We start from the raw sequence: 12600 nt of genomic DNA, 5'->3' as shown, positions 1-12600 counted from the left end.
TTCGAAGTTCGTCTCCAAGGTACCCATGCACTCGATGACTGGATTATCGCGCCGCGGCTTCATCGCGGGCGCCGGCACGGCAGCAGCAGCTCTCGGATGGTCGACCGCGCTGGCGCAGGCACAACAGGGCCGCCTGCGCATCGATCCGACCGATTTCAAGCCGATCCCGATTGCGATTCCGCCCTTCGTCCCAGGAGGACCGGGCGATGCCGACGTGGCCAACGGCATTTCGCAGGTGATCACCAACAATCTGAAGCGCAGCGGATATTTTGCGCCGCTCGATCCGGCCGCGTTCGCCGAGCGCATCACCAATTTCGACCAGGTGCCGCAATTCGCGAGCTGGAAGCCGCTCAGCGTGCAGGGGCTGCTGACCGGCCGCGCCACACGCCAGTCCGATGGACGGCTGAAGGCCGAGTTCAGGCTTTGGGACGTCAATTCGGGGCAGCAGTCGGCGGCTCAGCAATATGTCACCGCGCCGGAGTACTGGCGGCGCATCGCCCACATCATCTCCGACCAGATCTACACGACGCTGCTCGGCGAAAAAGGCTATTTCGACAGCCGCGTGGTGTTCGTCGACGAGAGCGGCCCGTCGGATCGCCGGGTCAAGCGGCTGGCGCTGATGGACCAGGACGGCGCCAATGTGCGCTATCTGACTCGCGGTGCCGACCTGGTGCTGACGCCGCGGTTCTCGCCGTCGAGCCAGGAAATCACCTACATGGAGTTCGGGCAGGGCGACCCGAAGGTCTATCTGTTCAACATCGAGACCGGCCAGCGCGAGATCGTCGGCAATTTCCCGGGCATGTCGTTCTCGCCGCGCTTCTCGCCGGATGGTCAGCGCATCATCCTGAGCCTGCAGCAGGGCGGCAACTCCAATCTGTTCGTAATGGATCTGCGTTCACGCTCGACCACGCGGCTGACCGACACGCCGGCGATCGACACCTCGCCATGCTACTCGCCGGACGGCAGCCAGATCTGCTTCGAAAGCGATCGCGGCGGCAAGCCGCAGATCTACGTCATGCCGGCCAGTGGCGGCGGCGCGCAGCGCATCTCCTTCGGCGAGGGCAGCTACTCGACGCCGGTGTGGTCGCCGCGCGGCGATTACATCGCCTTCACCAAGCAGGGCGGCGGCCAGTTCGCGATCGGCATCATGAAGACCGACGGATCGGGCGAGCGCATCCTCACCTCCGGCTTCCATAATGAAGGGCCGACCTTCGCGCCCAACGGCCGCGTGCTGATGTTCTTCCGCGATCCCGGCGGTTCCGCCGGCCCATCGCTGTATTCGATCGACGTTTCCGGCCGCTTCGAGCAGAAGGTTCCGACGCCCGGCTACGCCTCGGACCCCGCCTGGTCGCCGCTGCTGTCGTGATGGAGTGGGGCTCGCCCGGGAGGCCGCTCACGTCATGGTGGACGCAATTTTGAAGGGCGCGCGATGCGTGTTGTCGCAAGAAATGGAACCGCTCGTTGCAGAACTGTGCAGTGTTTGCCTAGCTGTCTGTAATTCCGGCGGTTTTTTCGCATTTCGCTGCTGCGGCAACGCTCCGCTAACGATGTTCCCTCAGAAAGACTTCACCTGCGAACGGTAATAGTACGCGCCGAACAGGACGCGTGCGCACGAATGCAGCTTGCCAGTCAGAACAGAGAAGACGATCGAAAACTGTCGCCTGCCGTCCAGGCGGCTCTCGTCGACTCTCTCTTCCAGGATCCCGGCCCGATGTTTGCCGGCGCGCTCTGCGCCGCCGTCGCGGCTGTCATGACCGCCATCAAGAGCGGCGACGTCAACCTATGGCCCTGCGCGGTCATGCTCATCGTTGCCGGCGGATTGCGCTCGCTCGACATGCGCTACTATCGGCACCTCTGCGACGCCGGGCGGTTGACCCAGATGGCGGTCGCGCGCTGGGAGATCCGCTATCAGATCGGCGCGATGCTCTACGCGCTCGTGCTCGGCGTCTGGTGCGTCGTCGCCGTGGTCGACAACAGCGACCCGGTCGTGCACCTGATCGCGATCGTGGTCACGCTCTGCTACATGTCGGCGGGCGCCGGCCGGACCTACGGTCGGCCCTGGATCTTCCACGTCCAGATCCTGCTCGCCTGCGGGCCCCTGGCGATCGCGCTCGCGCTGCACGGCAGTCCCTACTACATGGGGATGGCGGCGTTCTGCGTGCTGTTCTTTCTGTCGCTGAAGCACATCTCGACGAACCTGCAGAGAATCTTCGTCCAGGCCTTCGTGGCGCGCGAAAGCGAGGCCGCCCTGGCCAAACAGTTCGACACCGCGCTGAACAACATGCCGCACGGCCTGTGCATGTTCCGGGCGGACGGGCGTCTCGCAGTGATGAATCATCGCTTCGGCGAGATGATGAGCCTGCCGGACGACATCCTGCAGCGTGGTGGCAATGCGGTGGACATCATCAACGCCTGCGTCATTTCGGGTTCGATCTCGGCCTCCAGCGGCCGAACGATCCTGTCCGAGATCGAGAACACCAAGACCCACAACATCATCACCAGCGATCCCGACATCGTGCGTGACCGCTCGCTGGCATGGACGTTCCAACCGATGGCCGATGGCGGCGCGGTGGTCCTGCTCGAGGACATCACCGAGCGTCAGCATGCGGAGGCCAGGATCTCGCACCTCGCCCGCTACGATGAACTGACGACGTTGCCGAACCGCGTCAGCTTCCGCGACGAGATCGAGCGTCTGCTCAAGATCCCGCAGCGCAACGGCGAATTGTCGGCGCTGCTGTTCGTCGATCTCGACCGCTTCAAGCAGGTCAACGACACCCTGGGCCATCCCTGCGGCGACCAGCTGCTGTGCGCCGTCTCCGAACGGCTGCGCGACATGCTGCGGCCGGAGGATTTCGTCGCGCGCTTCGGTGGCGATGAATTCGTCGTGTTCCAGCGCAACATCCACTCCAACGACGACGCCGCCATCCTGGCGCGTCGCATCGTCGACCAGCTCAGCGAGCGCTACAAGATCGACAATCATCTGGTCGAGATCGGCGCCAGCGTCGGCATCGCCATGACGGCGCCGGGCATCAGCGCCGATACGCTGCTCAAGAACGCCGACATGGCGCTCTACCGCGCCAAGGCGGAGGGACGCGGCACCTTCTGCTTCTTCCGCGACGAGCTCGCGCAGACGGTCGAGGCGCGGCGCATCCTCGAGCTCGATTTGCGCAAGGCGCTGGCCAACGAGGAATTCGAGCTGTTCTACCAGCCGCTGGTCAATCTGAAATCCGGCAAGATCTCTACTTGCGAGGCGCTGCTGCGCTGGAATCATCCGGTGCGCGGCACCGTTTCCCCCGTGGACATCATCCCGGTCGCGGAAGACATGGGCCTGATCGTGGATCTCGGGCGCTGGATCCTGCGCAAGGCCTGCCTCGAATGCATGAAGTGGCCCGAGGCGGTGAGCGTCGCCGTCAACTTCTCGCCGCAGCAGTTCCACCAGCGTGACGTGCTGAGCGAGGTCCGCTACGCGCTCGAAGTCTCGGGCCTGCCGCCGCACCGGCTCGAGATCGAGATCACCGAATCGTCGCTCCTGCGCAACACGCAGTTGACCCACGACGTGCTGTCGCAGCTACACATGCTCGGCGTCCGCATCTCGCTCGACGATTTCGGCACCGGCTATTCCAGCCTGAGCTATCTGCACAATTTCCCGCTGGAGAAGGTCAAGATCGATCGCTCCTTCCTGGAGGGCATCGACAGCGACCGGCCGCTGACCCTGCTGCGCGGCGTCGCCCGGCTGTCGGCCGATCTCGGCATGTCGGTCGTGGTCGAGGGCATCGAGACCAACGAGCAGCTCGAACTGGTGAGCGTGGACGGCACCGTCACCGAGGCGCAGGGCTATCTGTTCAGCCGGCCGGTGCCCGCAGTGCGCATCCGCCAGCTCCTGAACGCCTCGCATGGCCGGCGTTCGGCCGAAGAGACCGCTCCTCCTGCCGGCGGCGCGCGGTCTATCGCCTGATCACGGCTCCGTCGTGGGAGCATGGCTGCCCACGCAGCCATGCAGGACAACCGCACGTCGTATCAAGCGGGGGCAGGGCGCGCGCATGCCACGCGAGTCCGTTTCGAATTGGCACGTAATTGATCCCAGGTGGTCCTTTTCCGCGCCGTCACTGTCCCCGTAAGTGACGGTTGTAGCTCCGGGATTCTACGTACCGTTAACTGTGTACCGGCGAAAGCTTTGCATCCGAATTAACCCGCTGTTAATCTCAATCCTGCTCGTAAGGGTTGTGTAAAGAGGGGTTGCGAATGAAGTCGGCGGCTAGAGCGACTGCCGTTGCCGAACAAAAGTCGGACGCGCTGGAGAATGTGGACTATCGGCTGGCCCTGACCGCCGAAGACAAGGATGAGATCTATCGGCTGCGCTATCGCGCCTATCTGCGCGAGGGGGCGATCCTCCCTTCGGCCAGCGAGCGCGTCACCGACGAGTACGACGATCTTCCCAACAGCTTCATCTTCGGTGTCTACGTGAATGGCGAGCTCTACAGCTCGATCCGCATCAGCGTGCTGAATGCGCAATGGCCCAAGTCGTTGTCGTCGGACATGTTCGCGGATCTGCTGCATCCCGAGCTCGAGCGCGGCAAGGTCATCGTCGATCCGACGCGCTTCGTCGCCGACCATGAAAAGGCGCGCCTGTTTCCGGCGCTGCCCTACGTGACCGTCCGGCTCGGCTACGTCGCCTGTGCCCATTTCAACGCCGACATCGGTCTCGCCAACGTCCGGCCGGAGCATCGGGCGTTCTACAAAAAGGTGTTCCTGCAGGAACCCTGGGGCGAGCCGCGCCTCTATGCCGGCCTGACCAAGCCGGTCGGCCTCGTCGCCGCTCACTATCCCTCGATCCGCGACCGGGTGTTCCAGCGTTTCCCGTTCATGAGGTCCAGCGCCTTCGAGCGGCGGATGCTGTTCGATCGTTCCTCGCCGGACGCCTTCACTGATTCGTTCCGGATCCGGGCGGTCGCAAGGACCGGCTGAGCGTCAGCCGGGATGCCTCGCGCCTGGCCCGCGACCGGTTCGTTCCGTGGCGCCGGCGCACGGATCGGTAAAAAAGCACCCTGCTGCGGGGGTTGCGCCGCTTGCCTTCACCCTGGCGCCACATTTACAACCCATTAACCATCGCGGTCGCTTTTCGGGTTTCGTTAGCATTTGACGGGGTTCGGCAAGACCCCATCAAGGTTGACGGAACGTTCGCTTAACCATCGCCCTGTAGACCGGATGGCAGTCTAAGAACGTGAGCGTGGAGGCTCCCGGAATGAAATATCAGATGCGTATCCTCCAGGGATTGAAGTTGGCCGCGGTGTTAGCGGTCGCGCTCTCGATGGGCGCCTGCGCCAACAAGAATCTCACCGGGGCCGATGGTGCGATGGCCAGCGCTGCGACTCCAGGCAGCCAGCAGGACTTCGTCGTGAACGTCGGCGATCGCGTGTTCTTCGAGAGCGATCAGACCGATCTCACGCCGCAGGCTATCGCGACGCTGGAGAAGCAGGCGCAGTGGCTGCAGAGCTATCCGCGCTACAGCTTCACGATCGAGGGCCATGCCGACGAACGCGGCACCCGCGAATACAACATCGCACTCGGCGCGCGCCGGGCGCAGTCGGTCCGCAATTTCCTGGTGTCGCGCGGCATCGACCAAGGCCGCATGCGCACGATCTCCTACGGCAAGGAGCGGCCGGTCGCGGTCTGCAACGACATCTCGTGCTGGTCGCAGAACCGCCGCGCGGTTACCGTGCTGAACGCCAGTTCATAAAGCTGAACGCCTCGCGCGTTCATGAAGCCGGCGTCGGTGATCGACGCCGGCTTCATCTTTTGGTCTTCGCTTGAACGTCATTTGTCTCTATTCCGGTTCTGACGTAGAGCCTCGCCCACAGGGCTATTATTTCCAACCTCTCGCCGATCCGGTCGTCAGGGCAGCATGTCATTCACGTTTCTTTCCAGGAGCGCCGCTGCGGTTGCCGTCGCAGCGCTCGTCATTTTCTCGTGCCAGGCATTGTCGTCGCGGGCGCTCGCCCAGGTCGACGACGATCCGGAGATCCGGATCCAGCGGCTGGAGAATCAGCTGCGGCAGCTCACCGGCCAGAACGAGGAACTGCAGTATCGCAATCGCCAGCTCGAGGAGCGGCTCCGGCAGCTGCAGAGCGGGGCGCAGGCGCCCGCGGCGCAGCCGAGCGCGGCGGCTCCGCCGTCGAATCCGGGCGCTCCGGCCTACGGACAGCCGGCCCAGCCCGGCTATGGCCAGCCGCAATATGGCCAGCAGCAGCAGGCCTATCCGCAGCAGCAGCCGGGCTATGTGCCGCCGCAGGCTTCGGCGCCTGCGCCAATCGCGCAGGACCCGCCGGCCGCCGGCGGCCGCCGCCGCGGCGATGCGTTCGATCCCAACCAGAACCCGGCGGCGCCAGGCGCGCCGCAGGCCCTCGGCGGCGGCGCGCTGCCGATCCAGCCGGGCGGCCAGCCGGCCGCGCGACCGGCCGGCGATCCGACCGTCGCCAACACGGCCGGCGGCCGCTATCCGCAGGGCGCGCCGGTGGCTGCTCCCGGAGCCGCGGGTCTCGATACCGCGCCGCCGACACAGACGCCGCGCGACGAATATGATCTCGGCATCGGCTACATGCAGCGCCGCGACTATGCGCTGGCGGAGCAGACGATGCGCAACTTCTCGCAGAAATATCCGAACGATCCGATGATCGGCGACGCGCAATATTGGCTCGGCGAAAGCTTCTACCTGCGTCAGCAATATCGCGACGCGGCCGAAATCTTTCTCGCCGTGACGACGAAATACGCCAAGTCGTCGAAGGCCCCCGATGCGCTGCTGCGCCTCGGCCAGTCGCTGGCGGCGCTGAAGGAGAAGGAGGCCGCGTGCGCGGCCTTCGGCGAGGTCACGCGCAAATATCCGCGCGCGTCGGTCGGCGTGAAGGCGACGGTCGACCGCGAGCAGAAGCGCGTGAAATGCTGACGACGGCCACGCGCGTGGCACGGCGTCGCTGACCCACGATCGGCCGTCAACTGCGGCCGAGTTTGTTGTCCGGCCGTGTCGCGCCTATTGTCCATTTCCATGGCAGTCGACGGGACCGTGCGGCACGACACATCAGAGGACGGTGATCCGATCTCCGTCGCCGAGGCCGAGCGCCTGTTCGCGCCGTTGATCGCTGCACCGGCGCTCGTGCTCGCGGTCTCCGGTGGTCCGGATTCGATGGCGCTGATGTGGCTCGTGGCGCGCTGGCGCGCCGCGCTTGCCGATGGGCCTCGCCTCGTCGCGGTGACCGTCGACCATGGTTTGCGGCCGGAAGCCGGCCGCGAAGCGCGGATGGTCAAGGTGATCGCACGTCAGCTCGGAGTCGCGCACCGGACTCTGCGCTGGATGGACGAGAAGCCGGCGACCGGACTCCCGGAGGCGGCGCGCCTTGCGAGATATCGCTTGCTGGCACGCGCCGCGCGGCAGGCCGGCGCCAGCCACATCGTGACGGCGCATACGAGGGATGACCAGGCGGAGACCCTGCTGATGCGGCTGTTGCGCGGCAGCGGTCTCGTGGGGCTTGCAGCGATGACCGCGGTCAGCGAGCGCGAGGGGCTGCTGCTGGCGCGGCCGCTGCTGGACATCTGCAAGGCCCGGCTCGTGGCAACGCTGAGGTCCGTCGACGTCCCCTTCGCCGACGATCCGACCAATCGCGACCAAGCCTTCACCCGGCCGCGCCTGCGGGCGCTGATGCCGGCGCTTGCCGCTGAGGGCGGCGATGCGAGGACCCTGGCCACGCTGGCAGGGCGGCTGGGACGGGCCAACGCTGCGATCGAATTAATGGTGGAGGGCGCCGAAATGTACCTCGCGCTGCGCAAATCGGGAGCCGGGTCGGCCCAGCCGGATCACGGCCAGACCTTCGAGCCGCGCGCCTTTGTCGCACTCCCGGCGGAAATCAGGCTCCGGCTGCTGATGCGCGCCATCAATCGTGTCGGAACCGAAGGCCCGGTGGAACTCGGCAAGGCGGAAGCGCTGCTCGACCGGCTCGACCGCACTCTTGCGGGGATCGCAGATGCTGGTACGTCTCGATCAGGCAGGCTAAGACTAACCCTGGCTGGTGCGCTGGTAAGCGTGACGAGCGAGGCGATCCGCATCACGTCCGCGCCGCCTCGGCGATCGCGCGAGAGATGAGGCGCGCCGCGGCCTTCGCGGACCCTTAACCACCTGCGTCGGCAGCGCGTCCCGCGCCATTTTTTGAGCGGGAATCAGGCTAGGATGCGTTAAATAGTCCTGTGTGGTTCCCTTGGCATCGGTGCGAGTGGTACCTAGATTACGGGACGGTCGACCGGGGGACTCCCTCGTGGCTACCCAGGATGAGTCCGAGGATAGACGGCCGCGATCCGCGCGACCACGAAGGAAAATCGATGAACGCCAATCTGCGCAATTTCGCCCTTTGGGTCATTATTGTCCTATTGCTGTTGGCTCTGTTCACACTCTTCCAAAATCCGGGGCAACGCGCGTCGTCGACCGACATCACGTTTTCACAGCTGCTGACCGAGGTCGATCAGGGCAATGTGCGTGACGTCGTGATCCAGGGACCGGAGATTCACGGCACCTTCAAGAACGGCTCCTCGTTCCAGACCTACGCGCCGAGCGATCCGACACTGGTGACGCGGCTGTACAACGGCAAGGTCTCGATCACCGCCAAGCCGCCGGGCGACAACGTGCCGTGGTTCGTGTCGCTGCTGGTGTCGTGGCTGCCCTTCATCGCGCTGATCGGCGTCTGGATCTTCCTGTCGCGGCAGATGCAGGGCGGTGCCGGCAAGGCGATGGGCTTCGGCAAGTCACGTGCGAAGATGCTGACGGAAGCGCACGGCCGCGTGACGTTCGAGGACGTTGCCGGTGTCGACGAGGCCAAGCAGGACCTGCAGGAGATCGTCGAATTCCTGCGCGACCCCGGCAAATTCCAACGGCTTGGTGGCCGTATTCCGCGCGGCGTGCTGCTGGTCGGCCCTCCCGGCACCGGCAAGACGCTGATCGCGCGTGCGGTGGCGGGTGAAGCCAACGTGCCGTTCTTCACCATCTCCGGTTCTGACTTCGTCGAGATGTTCGTCGGCGTCGGTGCGAGCCGCGTCCGCGACATGTTCGAGCAGGCGAAGAAGAACGCGCCCTGCATCATCTTCATCGACGAAATCGACGCCGTCGGCCGCCATCGTGGCGCCGGTCTCGGCGGCGGCAATGACGAGCGCGAGCAGACCCTCAACCAGCTGCTGGTCGAGATGGACGGCTTCGAGGCGAACGAAGGCGTGATTCTGATTGCGGCGACCAACCGTCCTGACGTGCTCGATCCCGCCCTGATGCGTCCCGGCCGCTTCGACCGTCAGGTCGTGGTCTCCAACCCGGACATCATGGGCCGCGAGCAGATCCTCAAGGTCCACGTCCGCAAGGTGCCGCTGGCGCCGGACGTCAACCTCAAGACCATCGCGCGCGGCACGCCCGGCTTCTCGGGCGCCGACCTGATGAACCTCGTCAACGAGGCCGCCCTGACCGCCGCCCGCCGCAACAAGCGGATGGTGACCCAGGCCGAGTTCGAGGAGGCCAAGGACAAGGTGCTGATGGGCGCCGAGCGCCGCTCGATGGTCATGACCGAGGAAGAGAAGATGCTGACCGCCTATCACGAGGCGGGCCATGCCATCGTCGGCCTGAACGTTCCGAGCCATGATCCGATCCACAAGGCCACCATCATTCCGCGTGGCCGCGCGCTCGGCATGGTGCAGTCGCTGCCCGAGGCCGATCGTCACTCGCACACCCGCGAGTGGTGCGTGTCGAAGCTCGCTATGATGTTCGGCGGCCGCGAGGCCGAGGTGCAGAAGTTCGGGGCCGAGAAGGTGACCAACGGCGCCACTGGCGATATCCAGCAGGCGACCAACCTCGCCCGCGCGATGGTCATGGAATGGGGCATGTCCGACAAGCTCGGCCGCGTGCGCTACCAGAGCAATGAGCAGGAGGTCTTCCTGGGTCATTCGGTGGCGCGCTCGACCAACATTTCGGACGACACCGCCCGCCTGATCGACTCCGAAATTCGCGGCCTGATCGAGGCCGGCGAACAGGAAGCGCGCCGCATCATCACCGAGAAGCGCGAGGATTGGGAGGCGATTGCCCAGGCGCTGCTCGAATACGAGACGCTGACCGGCGAGGAGATCCTCGATCTGCTGAAGGGCAAGAAGCCGAACCGCGAATCGGCGATCGAGCCGTCGACTCCGCGCGCCTCGGCCGTGCCGCCCGCCGGCAAGCCGCGTCCGCGTCCTGATCCGGATCCCGGCCTGGAGCCGCAGCCCCAGGCATGACGCGGAGCGGGGAGGGCGATCAGGCTCTCCCGTCCGGGAAGATCAGGACGATGCAACGACAGGCCCGGCTCGCAGCCGGGCTTTTCGTTGTCGGCGATCCGCTGCAATCCCTGATCGCCCACTGATGGGTCATCGCCGACGCGCAGCTGCGCTTAAGCCTTCTTCAAGCGTCCGAGCCTATCTCAGAAGTGCGCCCGTCTCGGCGCGGGGTCGAGGTTCAGATGGCCGATCATTCTGACGCCGCTGCGATGCCATCGCCGCGGCGTGGCGTTCCGTTCAGCCTGTTCGCCGTGTGCTTTGCGCTCGCCTGCATCAACGCCGCGTTCTTCCCTGCCGGCCTGTTGTCGGGGATCTGGATCTGGGGGGCGGAGGGCCTCGGCATTCCGACCGATTTCGTCAACGTCTGGGCGGCGGGCAAGCTGGCCTTGCAGGGGCATCCGGCGCTGGCCTGGGACTGGGACGTCCAGCGCCAGATCGAGCTCGACCTGCTGCGACAGGATTTCCCGGGCTACTTCGCGTGGCACTATCCGCCGCCTTTCCTGTTCGTCGCGGCGTTGCTGGCGCAGTTTCCCTACATGGTCGCCTTCGCCGGCTGGGCCTATGCGAGCTTCATTCCCTTCGCGCTGGCCATGCGCGCCATCGTCGGCCGCGGCTTCGGCCTGTTGTTGGCGGCCGGCTTTCCGGCGCTGTTCTCGAATACGCTCGTCGGCCAGAACGGATGTCTCACCGCCGCCCTCGTCGGCGGCACGCTGTATTGGCTGCCGGTGCGGCCGGTGCTGGCGGGCATCTGCCTCGGGCTTTTGACCTACAAGCCGCAATATGGGCTGCTGTTTCCGGTGCTGCTCATCGCCACCCAGCGCTGGACCGCGTTCGCCTCGGCGAGCATCACCGCGGTCGCCCTGGCGCTCGCGTCCTGGATGACCTTCGGCCTGGAGAGCTGGCAGGCCTTCTTTCACTGGCTGCCGACGTTCTCGCAGGCCTTCCTCACCGAAGGCAAGGCGACCTGGTGGAAGCTGCAGAGCCTGTTCTCGCTGGTGCGCTATTTCGGCGGCTCCGAAGCGCTCGGCTGGACCTTCCAATGGGTGCTGACCGGAGCCGTCGCGGTCGCGCTGGTGACGCTGTGGCGCAGTCCGGTGCGCTATTCGCTGAAGGCGGCGGCGCTGGCGGTGGGGCTGCTGCTGACGACGCCCTATCTGTTCATGTACGACATGATGGTGCAGGCGATCGCCGTCGCCTGGCTGGTGCGGGTTGGCCTCCATGACGGATTCCGTCACTACGAGTTGCCGGCGCTCGGCTGCATCGCGGCGTTCCAGATCACGTTCATGCTGACGGGCATTCCCCTCGGCCTCGCTGCCAATCTGATCATGGGCGGTCTGGTGCTCGCCCGGGCCGGGTCATGGTGGCGGCATCCGGTGGCATCGCAGGCGACGCTCGCGGCGGCCTGATTCTCCCGCTGCGGTGGGGGACGGCATGATTCCGCTTGTCTTCTTTCCTGAACAAGTGTTCAGTTCTTCCAAGCAATTTGCGAGGACGTTCCTCCAAAAGCACTGAACCAGCGTTCGCCGGACATGTCCCGGACGAGCGCGTCCGGGACGAGAAACGCCATGGTCTACCGGCGAACCCATCAGGTCGTGAAGCGGCTGGCTGCCCGCCGCAGCGCGATTCTGACCGCCGCCCGCGAAGCCGCCGCCGAAGGCGGCATGTCGGCCGTTCAGATCGCCCCCGTGGCCGTCCGGGCCAACGTGGCCGCCGGAACGGTCTACCGCTACTTTCCGTCCAAGGCCGATCTGATTTCCGAACTGATCGCCGAGGTGTCGCGCGACGAGCTGGCCGCGGTCCGGCGTGCCGCCGATGCCGCGCCGGGCCCGTCCTCGGCGCTGGCCGCTGCGGTCTCCACCGTCGCCGTTCACGTCCTGTCGCAGCGCAAGCTCGCCTGGGGCATCCTGGCCGAGCCGGTCGACGTCGACGTGACGGCCTCGCGGATCGCGAGCCGCCGCGACATCGTCGGCGAGATCGCCTCGCGCATCGATGCCGCCGTTCGCGCCGGCCATCTTCCGGCGCAGGATACCCAGCTGGCGGCGACGGCGCTGCTCGGTGCGCTGCACGAGGCGCTGGTGGGGCCGCTGGCGCCGGACAATCTCGGTGATCCGGCCAAGCTCCGCGACACCGTCCAGGCGGTCACCCTGCTGGCGCTGCGCGCGGTCGGCGTGATGGATGCGCGCGCCCGCGGCCTCGTCGTGCAGGCGGTCCTCCCGGTCAGGAGCCTGGTCGGCGCCTAGCGCTCCGACGCGGAGGGCATTTAATCAACGATTC

General features: G+C 65.9%; 9 protein-coding genes. All 9 read left to right on the top strand.

Translation table 11 applies throughout. The features are described 5' to 3' along the window. Positions 1 to 25 precede the first annotated feature (25 nt). The 9 genes from tolB to ACQR1B_RS08055 all read left to right on the top strand — a co-directional run bounded on the left by tolB (position 26) and on the right by ACQR1B_RS08055 (position 12566). Positions 26 to 1366 (top strand): Tol-Pal system beta propeller repeat protein TolB, encoded by a 1341-nt coding sequence (gene tolB / locus ACQR1B_RS08095; protein ID WP_434832084.1) that lies wholly within the window; start codon positions 26 to 28, stop codon positions 1364 to 1366. 249 nt (positions 1367 to 1615) lie between these two features. Then, positions 1616 to 3955 carry a putative bifunctional diguanylate cyclase/phosphodiesterase gene (locus ACQR1B_RS08090; protein WP_434832083.1) on the top strand — a complete coding sequence of 780 codons (2340 nt, stop codon included), beginning with the start codon at positions 1616 to 1618 and terminating at the stop codon, positions 3953 to 3955. 287 nt (positions 3956 to 4242) lie between these two features. Next, the gene (locus ACQR1B_RS08085) at positions 4243 to 4965 is read left to right on the top strand and encodes an N-acyl amino acid synthase FeeM domain-containing protein (RefSeq protein WP_434832082.1); all 723 of its coding nucleotides are present in this window, start codon (positions 4243 to 4245) and stop codon (positions 4963 to 4965) included. Positions 4966 to 5242: 277 nt separating this feature from the next. After that, a complete protein-coding gene (gene pal, locus ACQR1B_RS08080) occupies positions 5243 to 5737 on the top strand; it encodes a peptidoglycan-associated lipoprotein Pal (RefSeq protein WP_315736319.1) in 495 nt (164 codons plus the stop codon). 165 nt (positions 5738 to 5902) lie between these two features. After that, complete coding sequence (gene ybgF / locus ACQR1B_RS08075; protein WP_434832081.1) at positions 5903 to 6940, top strand: tol-pal system protein YbgF; 1038 nt, start codon at positions 5903 to 5905, stop codon at positions 6938 to 6940. Positions 6941 to 7039: 99 nt separating this feature from the next. Further along, a complete protein-coding gene (gene tilS, locus ACQR1B_RS08070) occupies positions 7040 to 8131 on the top strand; it encodes a tRNA lysidine(34) synthetase TilS (protein ID WP_434832080.1) in 1092 nt (363 codons plus the stop codon). A 233-nt stretch (positions 8132 to 8364) separates the two neighbouring features. Further along, positions 8365 to 10287, top strand: a complete 1923-nt coding sequence (gene ftsH, locus ACQR1B_RS08065) for an ATP-dependent zinc metalloprotease FtsH (RefSeq protein ID WP_434832079.1) — start codon at positions 8365 to 8367, stop codon at positions 10285 to 10287. A gap of 221 nt (positions 10288 to 10508) precedes the next feature. Beyond that, positions 10509 to 11732: a glycosyltransferase family 87 protein gene (locus ACQR1B_RS08060; RefSeq protein WP_434832078.1), complete on the top strand. Its 1224-nt coding sequence runs from the start codon at positions 10509 to 10511 to the stop codon at positions 11730 to 11732. A gap of 159 nt (positions 11733 to 11891) precedes the next feature. Then, positions 11892 to 12566 carry a TetR/AcrR family transcriptional regulator gene (locus ACQR1B_RS08055; protein WP_434832077.1) on the top strand — a complete coding sequence of 225 codons (675 nt, stop codon included), beginning with the start codon at positions 11892 to 11894 and terminating at the stop codon, positions 12564 to 12566. Positions 12567 to 12600 lie beyond the last annotated feature (34 nt).

The organism is Bradyrhizobium oligotrophicum (assembly GCF_051168495.1).
Classification (GTDB): Bacteria; Pseudomonadota; Alphaproteobacteria; order Rhizobiales; family Xanthobacteraceae; genus Bradyrhizobium; species Bradyrhizobium oligotrophicum_A.
The sequence above is the reverse complement of the archived record's forward strand: the minus strand, read 5'-3'. Positions and strand labels throughout refer to the sequence as shown.

Excerpts from the sequence above, each read along its gene's own strand:
- pal (WP_315736319.1), top strand. The coding sequence starts at position 5,243 with ATGAAATATCAGATGCGTATCCTCCAGGGATTGAAGTTGGCCGCGGTG.
- tilS (WP_434832080.1), top strand. The coding sequence starts at position 7,040 with ATGGCAGTCGACGGGACCGTGCGGCACGACACATCAGAGGACGGTGAT.
- ACQR1B_RS08090 (WP_434832083.1), top strand. The coding sequence starts at position 1,616 with ATGCAGCTTGCCAGTCAGAACAGAGAAGACGATCGAAAACTGTCGCCT.
- tolB (WP_434832084.1), top strand. The coding sequence starts at position 26 with ATGCACTCGATGACTGGATTATCGCGCCGCGGCTTCATCGCGGGCGCC.
- ftsH (WP_434832079.1), top strand. The coding sequence starts at position 8,365 with ATGAACGCCAATCTGCGCAATTTCGCCCTTTGGGTCATTATTGTCCTA.
- ACQR1B_RS08055 (WP_434832077.1), top strand. The coding sequence starts at position 11,892 with ATGGTCTACCGGCGAACCCATCAGGTCGTGAAGCGGCTGGCTGCCCGC.
- ACQR1B_RS08085 (WP_434832082.1), top strand. The coding sequence starts at position 4,243 with ATGAAGTCGGCGGCTAGAGCGACTGCCGTTGCCGAACAAAAGTCGGAC.
- ACQR1B_RS08060 (WP_434832078.1), top strand. The coding sequence starts at position 10,509 with ATGGCCGATCATTCTGACGCCGCTGCGATGCCATCGCCGCGGCGTGGC.
- ybgF (WP_434832081.1), top strand. The coding sequence starts at position 5,903 with ATGTCATTCACGTTTCTTTCCAGGAGCGCCGCTGCGGTTGCCGTCGCA.